The following is a 22,035-nucleotide window of genomic DNA, read 5'->3' on the forward strand; positions in this document are numbered from 1 at the left end:
CAGCCAGTGGGCCAGGACCAGGCCGGAGAAGCCGTGTGCGGACGCCGCCGCCTCCAGCGCCTCGCGTGTGCCCGCCGTCGCCCGAGGCGCAAACGCGCGGAACCTGTCAGCCGGTATAAGGCTCATGGTCAGTCTCCAGATTTGGAGGTTAGCTGGCCGCCATGAGGGCAGCCGGTTCGTCAGTCGGCGGGCGGAGTGGCAGGCGGGACCGGGTCGATGCGGATCAGCCGGTCGTAATCGGGCGCAGGTTCGGCGAAGCTGGTGACGACCTTCTCCAGAGAGCGCTCCACGGCCGGCGGGATCGTCTCCTCCACCGCTTCCTTCATGTCCTGAACGTCGGCGGCTCGGGTCTCTGCCCGGCGCACCTCCAGCACCTCGCGCCCATCGTGGACGAACATGCTGATCAGCATGGCGGTCGAGGTCAAGGCGGCGATGACGAAGAACCAGGCGACGGCGTCGGGCACATGCGCGCCGCCGACGATTTCGAAGATGACGAACACCGTCACCAGGGCGACGGCGTCCATGCCGAACCGCACGAACCCGTTGCTGGCGTAGGAACTGCGAACGCGCGGCGAAACCAACTCCGCACGGGCGAGAACGGTCAGGCCGACCAGCCCGGCGGCGATGACGGTGACGATATCGACAGGGGTCATGGGTTGGCCCTCGTGCCGCCCAACCAGCGCAGGGCCAGATCGCGAAGGGTGGCAGGGTTGGACAGCAGTTTGACGGCCCCAAACAGACCAGGCGCGAAGCGCCACGCCCCCATCCCGATCCCGAAGCCGATGGCTCTGAGGTCGGACGGGTTGATGTCAGGCGCCAGTCGCAGGGCGATGGGCGCGGCCCAGAACCGGGCGACCAGCGCGCCGACGACGACGGCGAACACGCCCTCGATCACCGCGCGCATGATCTCGCGCGAGGTCGCCGGTTCGGACCCCAGCGAGACCACGCCAACGTGGACTAGGGCGGACACGATGCCGCCCGCCGCGCCCGCGAGGAAAATCCAGTCGGGGTCGATCCGGTCCGCCCCGATGACGCCGGCATAGGCCGCCGCGCTCAGGATCAGGTTCAGCAGCGCGCCGATCCCGAACACGGTGAAGGGTTCCGCCACCCAGCGGATGAATCGAGCCATGGAGGTCTCCGAATGTCAGGCCGTGGTCGAACAGCCGTTGGGCGGCTTCGGTCGGGGTCAGTCAGCGCCTTGCGGCAGCGGATCGGGATGCAGCACGGGACCGTGCAACTGGGCATGGACCAGCACCCGATCCAGCGGCGCGGTCAGGCCGTCGCGGAAAAGGTCGGGATCGGCCTTGGCCTCGGTCAGAATGGCCGCGATCTCGCGCAGCTTGGCGCCGACGGCCAAGGCCACGGCCTCGCGCGCGGCGTAGTTCTGTTCCAGCTTGTTCGTGGCCATGGGGCGCTCCTTGTCTCGGCAGGCTCAGCCCGCCTTGGTCCATTCGGCGTAGAAGGTGACGTGGGCGCCCGCGCCGCCGATGTAGTTCGACCCCGATGCCCGGCGGACCTGAAGCACCAGCGAGGTCTGCCCCGTGGCGGCCGGGATGATCGGCGCTGTCGGCATCAGCAGGGCCAAGCTGGCGTCGCCGCCCGACGCGAAGGCCGACACCGAACCTGTCGCAATGGTGGCCCCGGCCTGCTGAACCCTGAACTCGCCATCGAATGACGACCCCAATCCTTCGATGGTCATGCCAGGGTTCGCGGACGCCTCGGCGAACAGCTTGAAGAGGCCGCCGCTGGGCAGGTTCGAATAGGAAGCCGTGCACCAGGTGGTCCAGTTCGTGTCATCGGTCGTTCCTGCGGCGCCGTTCACCGCAATCGACGACAACAGGGCGCTGGCCTGGATGGAGACGACATTGTCGAACACATAGGGCGCCGTGGTCATGCGACCGTTCAGGCCGTTCGCCGGGGTCATGGCGCCTCGCGCAACGGTCTTAGGCCCCCACCACTCCACGAGATTGGACGCCGCACCGAACGGGGCGCCGAGCGCCAGCACGCGGATGTAGTCGCCAACCGTCGTTTCCAGCGTGTCCGACGCATCGACGAAGACGGTGTTCTCGCCCCAGAAGATGTAGGGGGCCTCGAAGGCTATGTAGGAGCCCAAGGTGGAAGAGACCCATCGGCCCCGCGCAGGCTTGCCGCCCTCGGCGTCCGCGACGATCTCCACCCGCGCCAACGCCTGCTGACCTTCCAGATCGAGCACGGCCGCCTTGGTGATCGACGCTTCGGCCTCCAGCACGGCCGCCGAATAGTCGTCGCTGAAGTCCGTGGCCACATCGCCGAAGTTGACCTTGATGGCCCACACCGGCAGCACGCCGCCGGCCGGCGGCGCGACGACCAGACGAAAACCGGTCGTTCCGGCGGGCGCCGTCGCAGGCGTGACCGACCGTCGCCGTTCGGCCTTCTCCGCGAGCGTGTTGTCCACCCGCACGCCCTCGACCAATCCCCCGGACGTCACATATTGCAGGCGAACATGCCCCCCGCCGACCGGCGACGCGTTGTAGCCCAGACTGTGCTTCTGCCCCGGCGAGGCCGGATAGACCTGCGACACCATGTAGTCGCCGACCACGAAGATATGGCCCACCTCGGGGTCGTTGATCGCATCCGTGTTCGGACCGCCCTCCTTGATCCAACTGCGGAAGTCCGCTGCGCCGTTCGGATTGTCGATCAGGTTGGCGGCGTGGTTCGAACGGGCCGCCAGCGCGTCGATCTGCTCCTGACGAATGATCGTCTCGCTCGCCTGCAAGTCCGCCAGCGCGTCGATCTCGCCTCGGATGCCGATGATGGTGGGAGCGTTCGGACCAGGGTCTAGGGCCGGCGCTGTGAACGGCCCGTAGACGTGGCGTTCCGAATAGTTCTGGTTCCGCTGATACTGAATCGCAACGAAATAGGGCGCACCCGGCTGGAGCCCGTCGACCGGGATGTTCGTGACCGTCGGCGGACCTTGATAGGCCTGCGTCCACGGACCATCGGCGGCCATACCCGTCTCCACGATGATCGCCGTCGCCGTGTCATTCGAGACAACTCCGGTTACGTCGAAACCGGGAATCTGACCACCACCCGACGCGGGTGGGCGCGGGGTGATCGTCCAGTCTCCGGCCCCCGGCGGGCTGACGAAGCGGGGATCGACCGGCGTCAGAACCTGCGGAACCGGCGGCGTCGGGTCCTGCCCCAGGGCGAAAGGATATTTGGCGTCGGTCTCGCTGACGAACGACACCCGCACCACGCCCGTCGCTGGATCGTAGTCGGTGTTCAGGCACAGGCACTTCAGCCCGTTCAGGACGAAGCCCGCCTCGGTGATCGTGAACGCGTCGCCTGGGCGGATGCGTTGCAGGTGCGGCTTCAGCGGGATCACGCCCGCGACGCCTTCGCGCGTGTTGGCGATCTGCAGCGCGGTCAGCTGAGCGGTCTGGGTCGCGTCCGACACGAACGGCCAGTCGATGCCCCGCGAACGGGTTCGGCCGCCGTCTTCGTCCCGATAGGCCTGGGCAGTGATCTCGCCGTCCAGCGCCGTCATCTGCCATCGGTGCGCCGGGCTCCAGAAGCGGGGGCGAAGGGTGTTGATGCGGTCGATCCGGCTGGCTGCCGTGTCGATCTCCAGGGGGCCGGCCGTATCGCGGACCGAGATCGTGACCAGGCTGGCTCGTGGCGCGGCCCGGCTGATGCAGCTGATTTTGCCCGCCCGCTGCGCATAGGTCGCGCCGCCGGATTGAAGGAACGTCTCCAGCACCTGGTGCTTGTCGTCGTCGGTGTTGGGATAGGCCGAGACGGTCCAGTTGTTCGCCTTGGCCACGTTGGACGCCGCCACGAAGGCCGGCACGTCCACCCCCGACAGCCTAGCGCCGATGCCGCCGACCTGATGATCAGTCGCGCTGTCGTGCGCGGGCGCGCCCTTCAGTTCGGGACCTTCCCACAGCCCGAGAGCCCACTTCAGACCCCACAGGATGGGACAGGTCAGCGTGACCCAGGTCGAGGCGTCGTGAAGCCGGCACGGGCCGTCGCCGCCGGGATAGGTGCTGTCCAGCGTGGGGTCCCACCCCTTCAGGCCGAGCAGCTGGATCAGCGGCTTGATCTCGCCGGTCGGGAAGGCCGAACCCTTGCTGTTCTCGGCCATGACGATCAGCCCGGCCGCCTTGCCCGACAGCTTGTGCGCCGACGTCCATCCGGGCAGCGTCGCGCCCTTCTTGAGACCGCTGGGCGTGGTCAGGGCGGCGGGGGCGGGCTGGAAACCCAGGACGGACCGGAAGAACAGTTCCTGGCGGTAGGGTTCGGTCGTCGCGCCGCCGTTGGCGTCGAACGCCATCGGATGATCGTCCGCCATGAAGGACTCGATGGCGGTGATCGGCCCCGCGCCCGACAGGACGAACGGGATGCCGTAATACATCAGGTCGGGGCCGAAGGTGTCGCGGTGGATCACCGAGCCCGACACGCCGACGCGGCCGGCGGCGAAGGGGATCGGTCCGTCCGGATCGATAACGAACTCGACCTGCCGCGCCGACGCCCCCACGGCGGGCGAAAAGACCGACAAGGCCGAACTGATCGCCAAGCTGGTCAGGGCGTTGAAAGCGACCGACTTCAGCGTCCCCATGACGGTCGCCTTGGCCGCCGTGGCGGCGGCGGTCGGCGCGGCCTGGGCGATGGCGCTGGCGGCGGCGGGCAGAAGGTGCGGCACTCAGACCCTCCAGGCGCAGACGAACAGGTGCGGGATCATCGGCTCGATCAAGTTCGTCGCCGGGTTCAGACCCAGCACCCGGCCGTTCTCCAGCGCCACGGCCAGTGAACAACCGAAGCCGTTCGCCTCATCGGTCGGCATGGCGATGATGTCGCCCGGCAGGGCCGCGGCCGGCGGAATCCGCTGCAGCTCCATGGCGTCGATCAGCTCGACCAGGGACGCGAACCCGGTTCGTTTCAGATAGGCCAGGGCCCCGCGCCAGCTACGGTGTTTCGAGGCGTTCAGCAGTTTGGCGGATCGGCCCTGCTTGTGCAGGGCGTGAGCCGCCAGCTTGCCGCAATCCCGCACGCCGGGTTCGACGGGCTTGTAGGCGAAACGGTCCATGCAGGCCTGCGTCGCCGCAGCCCGCTTGAGCATCGTGTTCATGATGGTTTCCCTCAGTCGGGCAGCAGCGGGACCAGCGACTTCAACAGACGTTTGAACACGCCCGGGTTTTCGGGTCGGCTGCGCCATTCCTTTTTACGGGTGACGCCGTCGACGTAGGACAGGCCCAGTTCGCCGGGCCAGATCAGTTGATGAAAGGCGTTGTTCAACCGCCAGTCGGCGTTCGGCTCCAGCTGGCGCTCGGCCTGGGTTCCGCATTCCAGCGTCAGGCTCCAGCTGTCGCTGACCTGGAACCGCGCCTTGTCGATCTCCCCGTCGAACTTCAGTTCGGGGACGCCGATCAGGAGACCGCTGTCAGGATCGACGGCGCCCTCCCACCACTGGATACGCGTGCCTTGAGTCGTTGGCGAAGCCAGAGCTGCGGCGGCGGTGTCCGAGGCGGGCAGAAGAGCGATGTCGATGCGTGTGGTCTGGGCCTCGGCGCCGTCTTTGACGCCGCCGACAGTGTCCAGCGATCCATAGACGGGATGGTAGGCGACATACCCCTCCGGCCCATCGCCTTCGCCGGCGTCGAACACAACGAAACCGCCGTCCGTCAGGCAGACGGCGCCGCCCGCCATATCGAACCGCACCAGGGTCGCTTTGACAAAGGCGGGCTGCTGATAGGCGGCGATCAGGTTCGCGTCCATCAGCGCTCCCTCACCGTGAACTGCAGCCCGACCAAACGATCGACGCCGACCGACCATTCGCCCAGGTCACGGACGAAGCCCTCGATCATCGGCTGAGCGATCTCGACCACGTCGTTATCCGCCGGCGGGAAGCGCAGCATGGTGCGCAGCAAGACGTTGGCCCGACCGTTCTCCAGCACCAGAGCGGCGCTCGCTGCGCGATACAGGAACCGCCGGCCCTGCGTGACGATCGACAGGAACTGGCCTTTGTGGATCACATAGCCCGGCGTCATACCCTTCAAGGCGATGATGCGACCAGATTGGCCCGACGTGTTCACACGAGGCGTGCCCGGCGCGCCGGTGTCGAAGCCGGGCTGATGCACCTTCATGACGACCGTGTCGCCTTCGGCCATCAGGTCGTCCCAGTCCATCGACGTGACGTAGCGCATCGGCGGCATCTGGAAGGTCAGGGCGTAGCGGCTGCCCTTGCGCAGAAGCTCTTGTTCTCCGTCACCAAAGGCCGGAGCCAGGACATTCTTCGCCGTGATCATGGCGATGCCCATATTCGCGGGCGCCGGATCGGTCGGCAGGACCAGAACGGCCATCAGCGACGACGCCCCAGCGTGTAGCGGTCAGTTCGCGCCATGTCGGCCGGGACGGTCTTGCGAGCGGTGCTGAAGGCAGCAGCGGCCGGCCGGGCGGCCCGGTCGTCGACGTAGGCGTTGAACCGGTCGTCGTTCGTCGTCACCACAATGCGCGACACGCTGCTCCTGCTGCCCATAGCCTGGACCGCATGAGCGGGGATCACGTCCGTGCCCTGAGGTAGATTGGCCAGGATTTCGCCGGCATGGACATAGGCGAGCCCTCCGCCGAAGTTGCTGACGCCGCTGGAGAAGCCGGGGATCTTCAGCGCCGACTTGATGGCCGAAAAGATCGACGAGCCGATACCGCCACCTGATCCAGACCCAACCCCAGAGCCCGAGCCGCCGAACAGCATGTCCGCCAGCGGCTCGGTGATTCCCCTGCGAACCGAAATCTTCAGCAAATCGGCAAGGATTTGCCGCGCCACGTTAGAGAAAACTTCACCCAGGTTGCGGCTGTTCATGATCGCATCGACGAGGCCATCGTTAAGCGCGTCCAGGCCGCGGGCCGCGACATTCTCATAGGCTTCCGCGATCTCGTCAGCCGTCTTCAGGCTCTCGTCGCGCCAGCGTTCCAGGGGTGACAGATTGTTGCGGATGACGGCGTCGCGCTCGCCGCGCTCGATCCGGCCATTCGTCGCCATGGCGGCTTCGCGCTGCGCCTGGGTCAGATTGGGGTTGCGCTCCAGCTCCAGACGGAGAGCTTCGCGTCGCTCCCGCTGCCTGATTTCCAGCAGGTCGAGTTCAATCCGCTGGCGCTCCTTGGCCGTACGGGCGGCGCCGGATTGAAGCGACAGCAGGTCAGCGGTCAGTCCGGAGAGCAGCTTCTCCGTCGCCAAGCGCTCGTCTTGGATTTCGCGGAAGGCGTTGTCGGTCAGCAGACGATCTTCGAGGGCGTCGGCCTCGGCATTTGCGGCGTCGAGCTGGCGGCGCTCAGCGGCCTTGATCTCGCCCCGGTCGGCTTTGCTCTGGATCTCCGCATCGCGTGCCTCGCGGTCCATTTTCAGCTGCTCACGCGCCAAGTCATAGCGCTGCTGGGCAGTCAAAATGTCGTCTTCGGCAACGCGGAGCAGGCGCTGGCGGGCTTTGAAGATTTCCTGCTCGACACGTTCGGCGCGGCGCGCTTCACGCTCGGCGGCCCGTTGGGCGCTGTTGTCGGCGCGGGGCGGCGGAAGGGTTAGGCTTCCACCTGACGAACGGTTTGTGAGGGAAGGGGCTGCAGTGTCTTCTCTCGCCTTGATCTGCTCGAAAATCTCGTTGAGGCGGCGCTGGTTGTTCTCATAGGTCTCGCGCGCGCCCGGCTGCATGCTCCGCACGACCATGGCGCCCCCGACACCGGCCGCACCCCCGGATGATCCGGGTACCGTGGGACGGTCGGCTTCCCGGCCGTTCATCCCGAGCGGAGAGCCATATCGGCTGATCAGGTTGTTGTTCTCAGCAGAGAGCCGAGCGGCTTCGCGTTGAAGGCCTCGGGTCGTCTTGCTGTCGAGGTCACGCCAAGCGTCCATGGCATCGCTGAGAGCGCGAGCCAGATCAGCGACCAGGCCAATGGCGGCCATGATGGCCGGCGCCAGATCGATGAAAGCGCTCTTCAGATTGACGTCGATGATCTGGCTGAGGGTATCGAACTCGCCTTGGGCCTGGCTGGCGCGACGGACCATTTCCTGGTCCATCACGATGCCAAGGCTCTGGGCTTCATCCCGCAGCTTGGCGATGTCCACAGCGCCGTCGCGTAGCGCGGATGAGAGCGAGCCCAGTCCCAGCGCTTCAGCAACGGCGGCGCGGTCGGCTTCTGACTTCAGCCCCTTGATGCGGTCGGTGATGGTGTCGAGGGCGTCCTCAGTGGATTTGAACGACCGCAACTCCTCCGGTCCGATGCCCAGCAGATTGAACGCCTTGGTCGCGCTCTTTGACGTTCCCGCCGTGGCCTGGGCCAGCTTGTCCGCAAACTTGTCCAGGGCAGCGTCGGCGTCCTTTGCGTCACCGCCTGTCTGCTTTGCGACGAAGCGCCACTCCTGCAGCGCGTTCGTCCCGACGCCGATTTTGCGGGCGGTGTTGGCGATGTCGTCCGCCATCTGCATGCCCTGCATGCCGAGATTGAACGCTCCGACAGCAGCCAAGCCCAGCAGCGTCACAAGGCCGGTCAGAACCGTCGTGACGGACAGCGCCATGGATGAGATGGCACCCCCGATCCGTCCAGCGCCCGCGCCCGCTGTGCGCTCCGCGCCGTCGACGAAACCCTTGAGGTCGCGCTCCGACTCACGAAGATCTTGCTTCAGCTTGTCCTTGGTGGCGCGAAGCTCGAACGACGCGGAGCCGACGACGGGAGAATCGGTCATTCAGCGCTCCATGCGAAAAGGGCGATCCAGATGGACCGCCCTTCGTTCAGATCATCGTGTCAGCGCCGGGAGGCTATTAGTCTACCTGCCGGTGCGAGCGTCTGAGACGCCCTTCAGGGCCGAGCATCGCTCAGCGGAGTCGTCTTCGCAGACCACTTCCACGGTAACGAACCGGACGCGGTCGCCTTCAGTCACCGCGCATTCCAGGATGGGAAAGGTGTCTGTTCCGCCAACCTTCACGATCGACCAAGGCACGACGACCGCTGACCGATCCGCATTGATCTGACCCTTGCCGCCCGCTTCGACTAAGGCATTCGCGCAATGGCTGGCGTAGGTGAGGCGGTTGAAATCTTTGCCGCTGTCGTCGTCACGTTTGTCGTTCGCAGGGATGACCGCGGCGCAATGGCTGAGCGTTGCGAAGCCTACGATGACGAACACAATCGCCGCCAGGACGCCGAAGCATCCGAAGAACCCGCGCGTGAAGCCGGTTTTCGCTTCGCTCATCCATTCCTCCCGAAAGAGGGACAGGCTAGGGCGCCGCGCCCTCATCCGACAAGTCCACGATCTCCACGCCAAAGACGCGGGCGATGCGGTTGAACTCGGCGTCGGCCATGGCCTCGGCATCTGAGGCGTTGCCGGACAGATCGAAGAACTCGCGGAAATAGTGCTGCGGTCCTGACAGGGTCGGCTCTCGCTCAACAGCGAGACGGGCGACCATCCATCCGGTCCAGAGCGCCGAGGCAGCTTCACCGCGCCCGCGTTCGGTCAAGATCATGCCCAGACGATAGGGCGTCAGCTTCCAGAACTCGGCTTCGGACAGTCCGCCCTTCAGCGCCGCCCGAAGAGCCGCCTCCACAGCGTCGGCCGGCGCGTCTGAGGGTTTGCGGGGCCAGCTTCGGCGGACCTCCCGCCCGGGCCGTATTGGGCAAGCTCCCACGCATCCCAGCAGGCCTTCATGCAGGGCGACAGAGGGAAAGCGGCGACCGGCGCGCCGATCACGTCCGCCTTGGTGATGGCGCCGTCGGTCAGAACCTCCAGCAGATCGCCGAGCGCAGACGACGCCCCGGCTCGGCCCTTCTGAAGCACCTTGAAGCGGTCAAGCAGCCAGTCATGGCCCTTGGCGTCCAAGGCGGCGAAGGTCAGTTGCAGGGCAACCTGCCGCCCATCCGGGAGCGGCAGGCGCACAATACCAAGGCGGGCGTCGTTCATGTTACGGCGTGACCGTGGTGCGAGTCGGCTTGGCGTCCGGGGTTGCTGACACGCTGTATGTCACCACGCCATTAACGGGGGCGGCCAGCGACACGGTCGGGACGCTCTTGAACTCCTGGGCCTTGGCACCGCGCAGCAAGCGGAAGCCAATCGGCTCGTTGTCGTCACAGGCCTCATGGATGGCCATCTGGGCTTCATCCGTGGGCTCGTCGTGCATGGTGAAGGTCAGGGGCACGTTCGGCCGGGGGCCCGAGATGCTTTCCTGCGTGCCAGGGGCGGTGTCGAAGTCGGTGACGTCGATGCGGTTTTCGGAGAAGCCGAGGCCATTGGCCACGGTGACGCCGGGAACGTTCGTCCAGTCGGGCGAGCCGTCGGTGCCGAGGTTGACCTCGACCTTGATCGCCCCTTGAGCCAGATAGGCCATAGGTCAGTCCTTTTTCAGTTGGAGCCGGAGCTGAACCCGCCGACCGACCAGCGAGGGGTCAGTGGTCGGCGCTGCAACCGGCCCGGTAGCGGTCGCGAGTGAGCAGATTCCATCCTCGACCTCGATCTGTGAGGCCTGGAGGTGGAAGAGGTCGCGGATGTCGCGGCCCAGCGCGTCGATGGCGGCTGTCGAGCCGGTGTCGTGGGCGTAGAGGCGAACGTCCTGGGTGATGTCTCGGATGATCTCAGAGAAGGTGCTGGCGTCGATGTCAGCCGACGGCGCGGCGATGACCAAGGCGGCCTGCCCCGAGAACTGGAAGTCGTCAGGAGCGCGGTCGTTGAAGATGGCGGCGCGGCCTTCGAAGATGTCGAGGCGATCGATGATCGACAGCGAGCCGTTCAGGCGGGCGAAGATGGCGGCGGTGCTGTTCATTCTCTCGCCCCCCTGACGAACGCCTCGGTCAGCTCGCGCTGGTTCTCTTTCGCCGGCACATCCATGAAGGGGCGGGCCGCGATGCGCTCGGTGCCGTTGTGGAGGGGCAGGGCATAGGCGGCGTTGGCTGTGACCGTTCCCACCCTCTCGTCCCCGTCGTCGCGGATGGTCGGATCGGCGTTGGTGTTGGCAACGAGATTGCCCAGGTCGCGGGCAGGGGGCTCGCCGGGGGCTGAGGCCTGATGCTTGCCGTATTGCTTCCCAGTCCCTGCCCGGTTCAGCACGTCGGTCTTCAGGATGCGCTCGTATTCGCCCAGGGCCTCTCTCAGGCCACCTTCAGCGGCTCGATCCGACATGGCCTCGATGGCGCCGAGATCGAGCGTGACCTTCGCCATTATCGCGCCTGGAGCTTGTAGAGGGCCGCCGCCGGGTCGCCTGTCTTCGCGATCACGTCGAAGGTCGTGGGGAGGAGGCCCTTAGCGGGATCAGGGGCCGTGATCTGGTGGCCCTTGGCAGGGATGACGCCGGCGGGGAGACTGGCGCCCAGGACAAGTACCTGACGATCAGTGGCGGGGATGCCGAGCGACTGCCGCCGATAGTCGCTGTAGTCGGTCAGCAGCACCTTGCAGGGATAGACCGTCGCCGGGCCGGTCTTGAACCCGCCTTGACCATCGGGAACACGCGCACCAGGCACGGTCAGAGACCCGTCTTCGAAGTCATCTCCGAAGTCTTCCAGCGCCTCTTCGGCGACGCCTGTGATGATGCTCATCGAACGCCTCGGTCGAACTTCCAGTAGTCGAAAGCGGCTACCCAGGCGAAACGCCACGACATTCCTTTGCGGCGGAACATGAGGAAGGCGCGGACCAAATAGTGCAGGTACGGGATGTAGCCCGTTGATCGGTAAGGCTTCATATGGGCCACTTCCTGATCGTGATGAACTCGTCGCAGCGACAGGCCACGATCTCGGACGCCGGCGCGCCGCGTGAGGTGTCGCCGGGGAACATCATCTGGGCGCCGCTCGGGCTGGTGAATGGCATGTCCAGGCCGCGCACCTCTTGCCCGTTCATCGCGTCGTGAGTGTCGCGTTGGCGTCCGTCTTCCGTGGTGGACCAGCCGCGTATGATGTCCATGACCTCGACACGGCCGTCATCGACGAGCTGTTGAAACGCCTCATGCTTGGCGGCGCGGATAGCGGGCAGGCCTTCAGTGCGGGCGATGACCTCGCCGCGGAGGCGAACCAGGCGGGCGGAATAGCGGGTCACGGCCGTGCGGGCGGTCTCGGGCGGGACAGGCTTGCCTGTCTCGATAGCGCGGGCCACAGCCTTGTCGTAACGGCGGTCGCGCTGTTTGCGGGTCAGATAGTTGCGGAGCAGGGCAGGGTCCGTCGACGCCAACTCGGCGCGAGCGGTGGCGACGTAGTCACGATAGGGGCCGGACAGACCGATCAGGCCGCCTTCGCGGTTCCCGGTGGCCCGGTTGATGCGTCCGACCAGATCCAGCGCTACAGACCGAGGGCCGGCGCCGCGCGCCATGCCGTCGGCGAGGAAGGCGCGGGCCTGATCGATCTCGCCCTGCGTCAGGCGGGTGATGAGCGTGGCGGCCGTCTCGCGGACGATCGCAGCGGCGCGCTGATTGCCAGGGTCGAAGCGGAAGCCGATCGACACGGCGGCCGGCATGGTCGCTACAGCGCCTTGGCCCCCGGCGGTGAAGGCTTCGACCAGCCTGGCTTCGACTGGCTGGAAGGCCCCGCGGTTTATGTGGAGCGCCGCGATTGCGTCTTCGAGGTCGCCGCGCCGTATGGCTTGCTCCAGGCGGTGAAACTCGACGCCGCGCGTCAAATCCCGGATCGCCGCCATGAAGGCTTCGGCGACTTCTACGCCAAACTTCGCCGCCAGCTCTCGGAAGAGCCGTCGTTGGGACAGGCGCTTTGCCATGTCGGATTAGGGCTTCAGTTGCCCGGCGTGGTGGCCAGCCTCGGCCATGAGATCGAGATAGGCCTCAAACTTGGCCTGGGCCTGCTCGCGATGATGCAGAACGACCGTTTGGTCCTCATGTTTGGCGACCGCCATCATCATGGCCTCAGCGCTGTCGAGCATGGCGCTGAACGCCGCGTCTGCGAGATCCATCGGCTCGCGGTGCGCAGTCAGGCGCGGATCATCGTTGTCGATGCGGCGGGTCACGGCCGGGAGAGTCGCACAGGTCAGCATGTCAGCCAACCGCCCATAGGCCGAGGCCTGCCGAAGTGGTTTCATGTGTGAGAAACGGGGCGAGCAGGCCTTCAACAGCGCTCAGCCGCAGCGTGTTGTCGGTGACGGCGTTCCCACTGCCCTCGAAGTATTCCTTTTCGATCACGTCCACCTTCTTGCGCTTCAGGGCGCCGGAGTTGGCTGCGGAGATCGAGAGCGAACCGGGCTTCAACGCTTCCTGGATGGCCGCGTGATAGCTGGCGATGATGACGTTGCGCGGGATCACGTCGACGGCGACCGGCGTCTTCCATGCCGTCGCGTTGATCCGGGGCCAGGCGCGTTCCTGGTCGATTCCGCCGGCTGGCTCGCCGCGGAACCGGGTGCCGTACAGGCCGTCGACGTAGTCGCTGGCCCGCTGGCGTAGCTGGGCCACGGTCAGGTCTCCGGTCGAAGTGTAATAGCCGTTCTCGGCCGCCCACTCGGTGAATCCTTGATCTGATCCGTAGCCCGCCACGTCTTAGGCCTTGGCCTGCGAGGCGACGAACGCCTGCTTGTCCTCGTCGGACAGGGCATTGAAGGCATCGGCGTCGGTCTTCGAAATGCCTTCCAGCAGCACCTGTTCGCCTTGGGTGATGTTGAACTTGCCGCCGCCGTGATGCTCGGCCTTCAGGACGCCGTCGTTGGTGACACCCTTCTTGCCCTTCTTGCCGCCGCCGATCGCGACGAACCGGCCGCCCCAGGGGTGGGGCTCGACCGGCTGGCCCTCGTCGTTGACGTCGAAGTCGGCGACATCGAGTTCGGTGCCGACCGGAATTTCCTTGCCTTCGCCATCGTAGATGCCGCCGGCGGTGATGCGGATACGCATTGCTCTTTCCTTTCAGTCTGCCAAACGCCGTTTCCGGCTGCTTCTAGTGCGGGTTTGGGGCATACTGAGCGGGCCGACGAGGTGCTGGACACACCAACATCGGCCCTAACCAAAGCGATCTCGGAAGGATCAGCCATGGCTACCAGAGCCCTATGTTCTGTTGACGGATGCGGCAAGCCCACAAGAACGCGGGGCTACTGCGCGACCCATTATCTTCGCTACTGGAGAACCGGCGAGGCCGGTGGAGAAATCATCGAACGGGGTGAACCGCTCGTTTGGCTGAGGGCGCACGTCAATCACGTCGGCGACGAATGTCTGATATGGCCCTTCCAGCGCAACAACGTGGGCTATGCGACCATCTCTAATAGGGGGCGGAAGACTTCAGCCGCCCGCATGATGTGCGTGCTCGCACATGGTCAGCCTGAAACGCCCGAAATCGACACCGCGCATTCTTGCGGCCGAGGGCATCTCGGTTGCGTCAATCCCACGCACGTCCGGTGGGCCTCTCGGTCAGAGAATATGAAGGACGCGGTTAGTCACGGGACGACGACCAAGGGAGAGCGGAATGCTCAGGCGACCCTTACCGAAGCCGACGTGCGAGCAATCCGATCAATGGCAGGTGCGCCATACAAGCAGATCGCTCGCCAGTTCGGGATAAGCCCCAGCGCCGTTGGCCTAATCATGCGGCGTGAGCGCTGGGGCTGGTTGGTCAGTTGACGATGGTGGACGCAAACACACCGCTCTTTCCTGCGTAGTCGCCGCGGATCTCCAGTCCCATCGCGCCCATGTTCAGGAACTGGTAGTTGTCCGTCGGGTTCAGGCGCGTCATCGCCGTGGTGTTTACGGCCATGCCGATGATCGGGCGGATGTACCGAGCGTTCGGCACGAAGCCGAAGAACTGGTTGCCCGTCAGACGCCACGTCACTTCGATTTTGTTGATGCGGCGGTTGCGAGCGACGAACTCGCGGATGGTGCCTTGCTTGAAGCCTTGGGCGTTCGAATAAGAACGGTCCCAGGCGCGGGCGATGTCGGGGCTGATGTAGAGGTTGACGGACTCGGTGATCAGATTTGCGTCCAGCATCGCGCCGAAGGGCCCGACGAAGAACGCTTCCAACTGATCCGGGGTCGCCGTGGTCAGGTCGATGTTCGCCCCGCCCGCACCGATGTTGATCAGCTTTGTCAGCGGCGACGTGCGGATGCCGTAGCCGGTGTAGCCCTGGAACTTGATCGTGGCGTCGCCGTCGAGGGCATAGCTGGCCATGTCGCGGTTCAGCTTATCGATCGAGCCTTCCTGATCGTCAGCCAGAGCGTCGAAGTTCTCGGACTGCAGGGTGTTCCATTCCCGCCATTCGCGGCCATAGCCGTCGGCGAAGATCGGAACGACGGTGCCGGCGTAGTTGTAGACCGTCTTGTCCATGGCGACCGGCACCTGGCCCGACAGCGAGCGGAACACCGGGTTGGCGGTGTCCGAGGCGGTGCGGGTCATGTGGACCAGCTTGCCGATGTTCACCGGCTTGGCCAGCGGCATCAGGTCGGCCATGAAGACGCTGCCGCCATCGTCCCGCAAGACGCGGGTGGTGATGGTGTCCAGCTCCAGCCAGGCGTCCCGAGGCAGGACGGCCGAGGCGTTGGTCACGCCCGACATCTCGCCGTAGAGGGCGGCGTGCTGGTCTTCGACCCGGTGGAAGTGTTCGCGCGCCACGCTCAGCTCGCCCCACCATTGCTGGTGCGGGCGGGAGTTGGCGACGAGCTGTTCGTCGAAATAGCGCATGTTCGCCCTCCTTAGGCGGCGACCACGTTCCGGCCGGCTTTGCGCGCACGCACAAGCTGGTCAGAACCGGTGTTGTTGTTGAAGGCCTCTTCGGCGACGAAGGCGACGTTCTGGCCCGTGGTGGCGAGGACGAACTTGCCAGCCGCGCTGGTGGTCAGTTCGGCGCCGCGAGCGACATTGGTGCCGGTCGGGACGCGGATGTTGAAGAACTGCTCGTCCAGCGCCTCCATGCCGATTACGGTGTCGCCGGCGGGCCAGGCGTCGTCGGTGCCCTTCAGCGCCAGGTAGTTGTCCTGAGCGATGTAGAGCTTGTCGCCGCTATTGGCGCCCGCGATGGCGAAGGCCGAACCGGACTCCACCAGGGCGATACCCGGCAGGACCGCAGCAGCGCAGATGCGCTCCTGGACCTGCGGCGTGACCTCGGTGACCGGGCCGGCGTAGATCTTGTTGAAGCGGGGCATGTGCTTAGGCCTCCGTCTTCTGAGCGGCCGGGGCCTTGAAGGCGGGCTTGGCAGCGTTGGCGCCCGGCAGCTTGAAGCCGGGGGCGATGGCGGCGGCCTTGCCCGGCTCGGCCTTGGGAGCCAGGGCGCGGGCGGCGTTCAGGGTGAGTTCGCCAGCTGCGGCCTCGTCCATGATGTTGCCGGCGACGATCTTCTCGCGGAGCGTCTTCAGCTCCGCTTCTTCCGTCGCCTTGGCGCTGTTGGCCTGGGCCTCCAGCTGGTCGTTGATCGGCTTCAAAGCCGCCGCGACCGCGTTGGTGATGTCCTCCTTCGTGGGGAGGTTCTTCTGGCCATCCGACAGGGCTTTCACCTCGTCGGACAGCGCCTTGAACTGCTCATCAGAGACAGCCATGTCGTTCTCCATCTGGTTGGTTGAGGTGGCCCGCGCGGAGCCAAACAGTTTGGCGAAAAGGGCTTTGAACTCCCCCATCGCCGTCTCCATCAGCGACGCTCGCTGCTGGCGTTCGAGCGCACGGAATGCAGATTCCAGCGCCCATCCGAGATCGCGCTCGGCATCATCTTCGATGACCGAGTTGACGACTTGGATGTCTTTGCCCGCCGAGTTGACCATCATGCCGACGCCCTGGTCGGGAGTGGCGGCGCCGTCTTCGTCCAGAAGAATGGCGTCGTGGTCGAACTCGATGTCGCGAGCGGTAAACTTGTAGGGAACGTCGCCATTGGCGGCGTCCATGATGGCCAGCAGGCCCGTCGAGGTGTGAACCGGATCGCCGGCGTCGATGGCCGCGAGCACGCGCTTGCCGCCCTCTGACTGATTGGCGCGCTCGATGTCGATCACCTTGTCCAGCAGGACGCGGCCGCCCTCTTGGCGCACGTTCTCGTTCCAAGCGCCGATCCAGCCTTGGTTCAAGCCCTCGGGGTCGCGGGCGGAGAGGAACTTGCCGTTGACCGACGGATGACCCAGAGGGGCAGGCGTCCGCTCCAGGGTCTTGAACGACTTGGCGATCTCGGCGGCCGGATAGAGGATGTCGTTCATGACGACGTCGTCCGGCAGGGTCGCCGAGGGCACGATGATCACGTCGCGACCGTTGCGCTTCTCGCGCTTGATCGCCGCCGAGTTGGCCAGGGTGCGGATGTTGACGCGGACCTGATCACCGGCCGTCAGGCCCTTGTTGACCAGGAAGGCGCGCGTCGGCGCTGCGGGCTGATGCACGCGGGCCTCCTTCGATTGTGGGTGGGTCAGGCGGCCGGAGCCGGCTCGTCTTCGGTCTCGGGCAGGTCCAGAGCGTCCTGCTCTTCGTCAGGGTCGGGCTGCTCGTCCCGATACTTCTCGGCGTCCTTAAGCGGCTCGCGTCCGGTCACGCCGCGCATTTCCTCGGTCGTGAAGACGAACTCGCCCGTGTCCTTCATCTTCTGGTTCACGTCGGCCATCTTGTCGGCGAGCGCGACCTTGGCTTCCTGCGAAGTCTCGGTCAGGTCGGACCAGTCGAGGTTCCAGTCTTTGTCGGCGAGGATGCCGAAGCGGACCAGGCGGCGGACGATGTCCATGATGTTCGGGATGACGATGCCGGTGCGGCGCGCCATCACGGTCTTGTTCCACTCAGCGGCGTCTTCGGTGCTGGCCCGCTCGCCGGACTGCGAGCCGACCAGGATCTTCAGCGGCATCGAGATCGAGGCAGCGTAGGACTGAAGCGGCGCGGCCCAGAAGTGCTCAGGCGAGGGCAGGGAGACCTGCATGGGCGTCGCGGTGATGCCCTGCATCAACAGCGAGGCATCGAAGCCCGCGTTGAAGTCCTTCACCTGCTCTTCCATCTTGTCGACGACTTCGGACACCTCGACGTTCATGGCCTGGGCCATGCTCGTGATGTTCGCGTCCTTGTCGATCTGCAGGCTGAGGCCGGACTTGGCGTTCTTCCAGAAGCCCTCGCCACCGGCTCCGCTGATCTTCTCCAGCGTCAGCAGGTCATTGTAGCCCGGCGCCAGGAACGACCGGCCGTTGACCGATCCATCCTTGGACCAGATCACGACCCGGTCGGGGTGGACGTTGAACTGCCGAGGCTGGGAGGTGGAGCGATCGACGGCCGCCTCTTGGAAGGCGAACATCTTGGGCTTGCCGTAGGTCTTGGCGTCGTTCTGGTTGGTATGCCACTCGCTGATGGTCAGCTGACCTTCCCATGCCGGGATGATCTCGACCAAGCCCTCAAGGCCGCCACTGACGCGCGTGACGGGCTGATCGAACGCCCTGTCGTCCGCCAGCTGGAGAATGACGCCGGCAAAGGACCCAACCAGTCCGCGCCGATCCGCCTCGGCGAGTTGCTGCCAGAAGCGCAGTTCAGCGAAACGTTTCCGGATTTTGCCTTCGAGTTTGGTCTCTGGGGTGTCGTCGCCATTGTCACGGGCGAACTCTTGGAGCCAAGGCGCGTCCTGCCAGGTCTTAGCGACCGTCTTGTCTACCCCGGCGCTGCCGAGGCCGGTGCGGGTGTAGGCGTGATAGGCCAGTTCGAACGTGACCTCAGCCGGATAGCCGAAGTCCTTGTAATGGTCGTGCTTCGCCGTTCCAAAAAAGGCGGGGAACATGCCCTGCAAGGTGCGGGTCGCCCGGTTTACGAGCATCTGGCGCGCACTCATCCGCGGTGCCGGCTCTTCAGGAACATGGCGACGGTGGAGACCTGACCAAGGGCCAGCTCATTGAAGGCGTCAGCCGCGGCGTCCACCTGATCGTCGTGCGCGGCCGACGGAAACGCGCAGAGTTCGTCGATGAAAGGCTCAATCCAGGCGTCGCGCATCGGGTCTCCTGTCGTGAGAACGAAGACATTGCCGGCCTCGGCCTGTGTAGCCAGTCCGGTTGCACGGGTGAGCTTGGAACCGGTCGGCTGTTCGGTCCGGACGGTGTAGCCAGGCAACTTCTTGACCAGCGTCTGGACATAGCCCTTACCGGCCGCGCCGGGATCTTGGGGCAGTCGAACGGTGACTTCGGTCGTATCGGCCGCCGCCGTCAGCTTCATCTGGGCTTCGAACTGCGCCGGGCTCCACTGCCCGACACGGGCGTCGGTGAAGTAGTAGAGGGCTTCCTCGCCTGATCCTACCTGTGTGCATCGGACGCCGGCGCTGGGGTCGCCGCCGCCTTCCGTGGCGCCCACGTCCCAGGCCCGCACGGTGCGCTTCGGTCCGGCCGGTATGACGGCTGCGGGCTTGAACCATTCCCGCTGGAAGATTCCGCCGTCGCGCGGGGAGGGGCGCTGCTGATATTGGCCCGCCCAGGCGTATGACCCTTTGGCCTTCTTGAGCTTGGCGACCTCGGGCGCCGGGAAGCGCTCGGGGAAGAGCAGTTCGCCTTCAACGGTGCGTGGGTCTTCGAAGAATAGCTCGCCGTCGACATAGGTCCGGCAGGGCCCGCCTGAAACTCTGCCGTCGTCGCCGATCCGCTCGGCCTCGAACTCCATCGGCAGGTTCAGGTGGACGAACCCGATGTCCAATTCCAGCGCCACGGCCGCCACGTCCTTGGCGTGCAGGCGCTGCATGATGATCACGATGGCCGACGTGGTGACGTCGTTCATCCGGTCGGAGATGCCTTCGCGGAAGATGCGAACAGCGGTCTCGCGTTCGGCGTCAGATTCGGCGCTCTCGGTCGAGTGGGGGTCATCGACCTTCACCCGGTCGCCCCGGCCGCCGGTCATCGAACTGAACGGCCGAGCCTCGCTGAACCCGTTGTCGGTGTTTTCGAACTTGCCCTTGGCGTTCTGGTCGGCGCGCAGGGTGAGGGGCCAGAGGGCGCGGTACTGGTCGCTCTCGATCAGGCGCCGGAGCTTGAGATTGTCGCGCAGGACGTTGGCCTGGCTGTAGGACGTGGCCAGTGTCTGAAGATCGGGCCGGCCTTTCGGGCCCCATTCCCATGCGGTCCAGAACACCAGGACCAGCGATTTCATCATGCCGGGCGGGATGGTGATCAGCAGGAACTGGATCTGCCCAGCCGTGACCGCCTCAAGGTGTCGGCACATCGCCCGCAACGCCCAGCCGGACTTGAACGGACGCTTGGGCTCCAGAATGTGCCAGTGTTCTTCGATGAAGCCGTGCAGGCTATCGCAGCGGGCGCGTATCTCGCCCTGGCGCTCGATCAGCCGGTTGCGGTCAGTCTCGGCCTTCCGCCTCGCCCGTTCCGCCCTGATCTCCTCCAGCGTTGGAAGCTCGACGACGGATGAAGCCTTCAAGGACATCAAGCTCCTCGTCGGTCGCGTCGGTCAGGTCGAAGGCGTGGGAATGCCGGATCGGCGCGTCGTCCTTGCCACCACCCACCAGAGCGACCTTGTCGCCATATGCCTTGGGCTGGCGCTTACCGGCCGTCCACTTCAGCGCGTCGATCGCGGCGCGGCCGGCGGCTGGGTCGATCTCGCCCTTGATGATCCGCTTGGCGATGTCCGCGATGGCGTCGGCGTCAGCGTGGCCCTGGTCCTCGCGCGCGGACGCGTAGTTCTGCCGAAATGTCGGGTCGTCCTTCAGCCACCGCATGACGGTGCGATAGGCCGGCATCTCTTCGTCGCGGCAAATCTCGGCGAGGCTGTCACCGCACATGATGCGGATGCAGATTTCCTCGGCCATGGCGTCGTTGAAGAGGCTGGGGCGAGCCATTCGGCCTCCTACGTCCACAGGATTGCGGATCTGTCCACCGCAGCGCGTGGCTGGCATCTTCCATAACGAGCGTATCGGCGCAGCCTGTGCGTGTCAGCGAATCACGCTGTCGCAGCTAAGGAGGCCAATATGGCCAGATACCTCATCCGCGTCGTCTTGCACGGCGCAACCGCCGTTCACTACTCGATGCTCCACGACCAGATGGAGCGGGCTGGTGCGAAGAGAAGGGTCATTGGAACCGACGGCGTTGTCTACGATTTGCCCGATGCGGAATACGTCTTGGAAAGCGCCTACAGCACTACGAAGGTCCGAGATGCAGTTATCGCGATCGCATGCGGGGCTAAGGCTAAACCCGATCCTTCAGTCCTCGTCGCAGCCTACAACGACCTAACTTGGCAACTTCGCCCCGTTCCCGGCCAGTCCTGATCCAGCCATTCCCGTAGGTCCGAACATGGTCAGTGGGCACGAAAAAGCCCCGGCCGTTGCGGGTCGGGGCTGATCGGGCGCGTCTTGCGCTACTAATGGTGGCGTTACTCTACATGTCCATCAGGCGTCAAGAGGGTGCCCACAACATCTAGGGCGGCGAACAGTTCGCGCTTTTGCCGTTCTCGCTGCACAGATGTTCCTGTTACATCGCTGAAACATCGTCCTTTTCCAATCACTTCTATGGTCAGGGTAGCGGCGCGTTGGCTGACTTCAGAGCGGATAGCCGCATCAAGTCGAGCCACAAGATTTCGTGCGGTCAGGGCTTCGCCCGGGTGCGATGCCCGAGGGTCGGGCTTTCCGCTGCTGATCTCAAGGGCGGTGTCGAACAGTCGGCGATATAGCTGACCAGCCCTTGCCTGCGCTGGGGTGAGGCTTCCTCTTTGGATCAGTGATCCAAGCCCATCCCTGCTGACCTTCGGCCTGTCCCCACGCCCTTGGCGGTCGATCATGCTTGGCGCGCGGGGCAGGGTGCCAACCTGCACGTCGTTCGCAGCCTGCATCACGGCATCAATCGCCATCAGGGCGGGAACGCGGAACCACTCGCCGCGAACTCTATGCCGAGCCAGAATGGTGTGCGCATGCTTTTCGACGACATAACGGGCCGAGAACGGCACCACTTCTCGATGCTTGATCACCAGCGGCCGAGACTGATCAATCTGGATTTGACGAAGCCTGATCTCAACGTCGTTTGCCACTCCGATTTTGAATGGCCCGCCGTCGGGACCGATCACGTAGACATGGGAAGTCTCGTCGTTGCCCGGCTCGGCGGCCTGGGCTAGGGCTTTCTCAGCCATCGTTCGCTCCTCACAGCGGATAGGGTTAGGTCTCCGGCGGCGTTGGCGCGCCGCCGGTGTTCCGCTCTTGT

The 22,035-nt window shown here is 65.3% G+C and carries 27 protein-coding genes; 2 read left to right on the top strand and 25 right to left on the bottom strand.

From position 1 onward, the window contains the following. Positions 1-179: 179 nt before the first annotated feature. The 16 genes from ACWPV3_RS15915 to ACWPV3_RS15990 all read right to left on the bottom strand — a co-directional run bounded on the left by ACWPV3_RS15915 (position 180) and on the right by ACWPV3_RS15990 (position 12,454). A complete protein-coding gene (locus tag ACWPV3_RS15915) occupies positions 180-653 on the bottom strand; it encodes a hypothetical protein (RefSeq protein ID WP_453978545.1) in 474 nt (157 codons plus the stop codon). Beyond that, a complete protein-coding gene (locus ACWPV3_RS15920; protein WP_184278499.1) occupies positions 650-1,129 on the bottom strand; it encodes a hypothetical protein in 480 nt (159 codons plus the stop codon). The genes ACWPV3_RS15915 and ACWPV3_RS15920 overlap by 4 nt, the downstream gene beginning before the upstream one ends. 57 nt (positions 1,130-1,186) lie before the next feature. Further along, positions 1,187-1,408, bottom strand: a complete 222-nt coding sequence (locus ACWPV3_RS15925; RefSeq protein ID WP_453978546.1) for a hypothetical protein — start codon at positions 1,406-1,408, stop codon at positions 1,187-1,189. A 24-nt stretch (positions 1,409-1,432) separates the two neighbouring features. Next, positions 1,433-4,681, bottom strand: coding sequence for a hypothetical protein (locus ACWPV3_RS15930; RefSeq protein WP_453978547.1), 3,249 nt, complete (start codon positions 4,679-4,681; stop codon positions 1,433-1,435). Then, positions 4,682-5,107, bottom strand: coding sequence for a DUF6950 family protein (locus ACWPV3_RS15935; RefSeq protein WP_453978548.1), 426 nt, complete (start codon positions 5,105-5,107; stop codon positions 4,682-4,684). Positions 5,108-5,118: 11 nt separating this feature from the next. Continuing rightward, a complete protein-coding gene (locus ACWPV3_RS15940; RefSeq protein WP_453978549.1) occupies positions 5,119-5,754 on the bottom strand; it encodes a hypothetical protein in 636 nt (211 codons plus the stop codon). Beyond that, entirely contained in the window at positions 5,754-6,338 is a 585-nt protein-coding gene (locus tag ACWPV3_RS15945) for a hypothetical protein (protein WP_453978550.1), read from the bottom strand. The genes ACWPV3_RS15940 and ACWPV3_RS15945 overlap by 1 nt, the downstream gene beginning before the upstream one ends. Next, positions 6,338-8,713 (bottom strand): hypothetical protein, encoded by a 2,376-nt coding sequence (locus tag ACWPV3_RS15950; protein WP_453978551.1) that lies wholly within the window; start codon positions 8,711-8,713, stop codon positions 6,338-6,340. Before ACWPV3_RS15950 ends, ACWPV3_RS15945 begins: the two co-directional genes overlap by 1 nt. 81 nt (positions 8,714-8,794) lie before the next feature. Next, a complete protein-coding gene (locus tag ACWPV3_RS15955) occupies positions 8,795-9,217 on the bottom strand; it encodes a hypothetical protein (protein WP_453978552.1) in 423 nt (140 codons plus the stop codon). Positions 9,218-9,242: 25 nt separating this feature from the next. Beyond that, positions 9,243-9,569 (bottom strand): hypothetical protein, encoded by a 327-nt coding sequence (locus ACWPV3_RS15960; RefSeq protein WP_453978553.1) that lies wholly within the window; start codon positions 9,567-9,569, stop codon positions 9,243-9,245. Further along, the gene (locus ACWPV3_RS15965; RefSeq protein WP_453978554.1) at positions 9,542-9,922 is read right to left on the bottom strand and encodes a hypothetical protein; all 381 of its coding nucleotides are present in this window, start codon (positions 9,920-9,922) and stop codon (positions 9,542-9,544) included. The genes ACWPV3_RS15960 and ACWPV3_RS15965 overlap by 28 nt, the downstream gene beginning before the upstream one ends. A gap of 1 nt (position 9,923) precedes the next feature. Continuing rightward, the gene (locus ACWPV3_RS15970) at positions 9,924-10,346 is read right to left on the bottom strand and encodes a hypothetical protein (protein WP_453978555.1); all 423 of its coding nucleotides are present in this window, start codon (positions 10,344-10,346) and stop codon (positions 9,924-9,926) included. Between the two features lie 3 nt (positions 10,347-10,349). Further along, positions 10,350-10,778 (bottom strand): hypothetical protein, encoded by a 429-nt coding sequence (locus ACWPV3_RS15975; RefSeq protein ID WP_453978556.1) that lies wholly within the window; start codon positions 10,776-10,778, stop codon positions 10,350-10,352. Beyond that, the gene (locus tag ACWPV3_RS15980) at positions 10,775-11,173 is read right to left on the bottom strand and encodes a hypothetical protein (RefSeq protein WP_313014652.1); all 399 of its coding nucleotides are present in this window, start codon (positions 11,171-11,173) and stop codon (positions 10,775-10,777) included. Before ACWPV3_RS15980 ends, ACWPV3_RS15975 begins: the two co-directional genes overlap by 4 nt. Continuing rightward, the gene (locus ACWPV3_RS15985; RefSeq protein ID WP_453978557.1) at positions 11,173-11,547 is read right to left on the bottom strand and encodes a hypothetical protein; all 375 of its coding nucleotides are present in this window, start codon (positions 11,545-11,547) and stop codon (positions 11,173-11,175) included. Before ACWPV3_RS15985 ends, ACWPV3_RS15980 begins: the two co-directional genes overlap by 1 nt. Positions 11,548-11,686: 139 nt before the next feature. Next, the gene (locus tag ACWPV3_RS15990) at positions 11,687-12,454 is read right to left on the bottom strand and encodes a phage minor head protein (RefSeq protein ID WP_453978558.1); all 768 of its coding nucleotides are present in this window, start codon (positions 12,452-12,454) and stop codon (positions 11,687-11,689) included. A 15-nt stretch (positions 12,455-12,469) separates the two neighbouring features. Between ACWPV3_RS15990 and ACWPV3_RS15995 the strand changes: the two genes are divergently transcribed. Next, entirely contained in the window at positions 12,470-13,036 is a 567-nt protein-coding gene (locus ACWPV3_RS15995; RefSeq protein WP_453978559.1) for a hypothetical protein, read from the top strand. Here ACWPV3_RS15995 and ACWPV3_RS16000 read toward each other — a convergent pair. The 8 genes from ACWPV3_RS16000 to ACWPV3_RS16035 form a co-directional block, all read right to left on the bottom strand. Then, complete coding sequence (locus ACWPV3_RS16000) at positions 12,987-13,478, bottom strand: DnaT-like ssDNA-binding protein (RefSeq protein WP_453978560.1); 492 nt, start codon at positions 13,476-13,478, stop codon at positions 12,987-12,989. The genes ACWPV3_RS15995 and ACWPV3_RS16000 overlap by 50 nt on opposite strands. A gap of 3 nt (positions 13,479-13,481) precedes the next feature. Further along, a complete protein-coding gene (locus ACWPV3_RS16005; RefSeq protein WP_453978561.1) occupies positions 13,482-13,829 on the bottom strand; it encodes a hypothetical protein in 348 nt (115 codons plus the stop codon). A 709-nt stretch (positions 13,830-14,538) separates the two neighbouring features. Continuing rightward, a complete protein-coding gene (locus ACWPV3_RS16010; protein ID WP_453978562.1) occupies positions 14,539-15,600 on the bottom strand; it encodes a major capsid protein in 1,062 nt (353 codons plus the stop codon). Positions 15,601-15,611: 11 nt separating this feature from the next. Further along, positions 15,612-16,061: a hypothetical protein gene (locus ACWPV3_RS16015; RefSeq protein ID WP_271041011.1), complete on the bottom strand. Its 450-nt coding sequence runs from the start codon at positions 16,059-16,061 to the stop codon at positions 15,612-15,614. 4 nt (positions 16,062-16,065) lie between these two features. Then, positions 16,066-17,271: a hypothetical protein gene (locus ACWPV3_RS16020; RefSeq protein ID WP_453978563.1), complete on the bottom strand. Its 1,206-nt coding sequence runs from the start codon at positions 17,269-17,271 to the stop codon at positions 16,066-16,068. Positions 17,272-17,297: 26 nt separating this feature from the next. Then, positions 17,298-18,671: an anti-CBASS protein Acb1 family protein gene (locus ACWPV3_RS16025; RefSeq protein ID WP_453978564.1), complete on the bottom strand. Its 1,374-nt coding sequence runs from the start codon at positions 18,669-18,671 to the stop codon at positions 17,298-17,300. An 11-nt stretch (positions 18,672-18,682) separates the two neighbouring features. Then, on the bottom strand, positions 18,683-20,266 hold the full coding sequence (gene terL / locus ACWPV3_RS16030; protein WP_453978565.1) for a phage terminase large subunit: 1,584 nt from the start codon (positions 20,264-20,266) through the stop codon (positions 18,683-18,685). Further along, positions 20,187-20,654: a terminase small subunit-like protein gene (locus ACWPV3_RS16035; RefSeq protein ID WP_453978566.1), complete on the bottom strand. Its 468-nt coding sequence runs from the start codon at positions 20,652-20,654 to the stop codon at positions 20,187-20,189. The genes terL and ACWPV3_RS16035 overlap by 80 nt, the downstream gene beginning before the upstream one ends. Before the next feature lie 159 nt (positions 20,655-20,813). On the opposite strand from ACWPV3_RS16035, the gene ACWPV3_RS16040 reads away from it, so the two are divergent. After that, positions 20,814-21,110, top strand: a complete 297-nt coding sequence (locus ACWPV3_RS16040; protein WP_453978567.1) for a hypothetical protein — start codon at positions 20,814-20,816, stop codon at positions 21,108-21,110. 104 nt (positions 21,111-21,214) lie between these two features. Here ACWPV3_RS16040 and ACWPV3_RS16045 read toward each other — a convergent pair whose 3' ends face one another. Next, a complete protein-coding gene (locus ACWPV3_RS16045; RefSeq protein WP_453978568.1) occupies positions 21,215-21,964 on the bottom strand; it encodes a GIY-YIG nuclease family protein in 750 nt (249 codons plus the stop codon). Positions 21,965-22,035: the final 71 nt, after the last annotated feature.

Source organism: Brevundimonas sp. Marseille-Q4549 (genome assembly GCF_976940555.1).

Excerpts from the sequence above, each read along its gene's own strand:
- ACWPV3_RS16035 (WP_453978566.1), bottom strand. The coding sequence starts at position 20,654 with ATGGCCGAGGAAATCTGCATCCGCATCATGTGCGGTGACAGCCTCGCC.
- ACWPV3_RS15970 (WP_453978555.1), bottom strand. The coding sequence starts at position 10,346 with ATGGCCTATCTGGCTCAAGGGGCGATCAAGGTCGAGGTCAACCTCGGC.
- ACWPV3_RS15980 (WP_313014652.1), bottom strand. The coding sequence starts at position 11,173 with ATGGCGAAGGTCACGCTCGATCTCGGCGCCATCGAGGCCATGTCGGAT.
- ACWPV3_RS16005 (WP_453978561.1), bottom strand. The coding sequence starts at position 13,829 with ATGCGTATCCGCATCACCGCCGGCGGCATCTACGATGGCGAAGGCAAG.
- ACWPV3_RS15950 (WP_453978551.1), bottom strand. The coding sequence starts at position 8,713 with ATGACCGATTCTCCCGTCGTCGGCTCCGCGTCGTTCGAGCTTCGCGCC.
- ACWPV3_RS16015 (WP_271041011.1), bottom strand. The coding sequence starts at position 16,061 with ATGCCCCGCTTCAACAAGATCTACGCCGGCCCGGTCACCGAGGTCACG.
- ACWPV3_RS16025 (WP_453978564.1), bottom strand. The coding sequence starts at position 18,671 with ATGCTCGTAAACCGGGCGACCCGCACCTTGCAGGGCATGTTCCCCGCC.
- ACWPV3_RS15915 (WP_453978545.1), bottom strand. The coding sequence starts at position 653 with ATGACCCCTGTCGATATCGTCACCGTCATCGCCGCCGGGCTGGTCGGC.
- ACWPV3_RS15965 (WP_453978554.1), bottom strand. The coding sequence starts at position 9,922 with ATGAACGACGCCCGCCTTGGTATTGTGCGCCTGCCGCTCCCGGATGGG.
- ACWPV3_RS16045 (WP_453978568.1), bottom strand. The coding sequence starts at position 21,964 with ATGGCTGAGAAAGCCCTAGCCCAGGCCGCCGAGCCGGGCAACGACGAG.
- ACWPV3_RS15920 (WP_184278499.1), bottom strand. The coding sequence starts at position 1,129 with ATGGCTCGATTCATCCGCTGGGTGGCGGAACCCTTCACCGTGTTCGGG.
- ACWPV3_RS15955 (WP_453978552.1), bottom strand. The coding sequence starts at position 9,217 with ATGAGCGAAGCGAAAACCGGCTTCACGCGCGGGTTCTTCGGATGCTTC.
- ACWPV3_RS15975 (WP_453978556.1), bottom strand. The coding sequence starts at position 10,778 with ATGAACAGCACCGCCGCCATCTTCGCCCGCCTGAACGGCTCGCTGTCG.
- ACWPV3_RS16010 (WP_453978562.1), bottom strand. The coding sequence starts at position 15,600 with ATGCGCTATTTCGACGAACAGCTCGTCGCCAACTCCCGCCCGCACCAG.
- ACWPV3_RS15985 (WP_453978557.1), bottom strand. The coding sequence starts at position 11,547 with ATGAGCATCATCACAGGCGTCGCCGAAGAGGCGCTGGAAGACTTCGGA.
- ACWPV3_RS15935 (WP_453978548.1), bottom strand. The coding sequence starts at position 5,107 with ATGAACACGATGCTCAAGCGGGCTGCGGCGACGCAGGCCTGCATGGAC.
- ACWPV3_RS15990 (WP_453978558.1), bottom strand. The coding sequence starts at position 12,454 with ATGCCGGCCGCCGTGTCGATCGGCTTCCGCTTCGACCCTGGCAATCAG.
- ACWPV3_RS15945 (WP_453978550.1), bottom strand. The coding sequence starts at position 6,338 with ATGGCCGTTCTGGTCCTGCCGACCGATCCGGCGCCCGCGAATATGGGC.
- ACWPV3_RS15940 (WP_453978549.1), bottom strand. The coding sequence starts at position 5,754 with ATGGACGCGAACCTGATCGCCGCCTATCAGCAGCCCGCCTTTGTCAAA.
- ACWPV3_RS15925 (WP_453978546.1), bottom strand. The coding sequence starts at position 1,408 with ATGGCCACGAACAAGCTGGAACAGAACTACGCCGCGCGCGAGGCCGTG.
- ACWPV3_RS16040 (WP_453978567.1), top strand. The coding sequence starts at position 20,814 with ATGGCCAGATACCTCATCCGCGTCGTCTTGCACGGCGCAACCGCCGTT.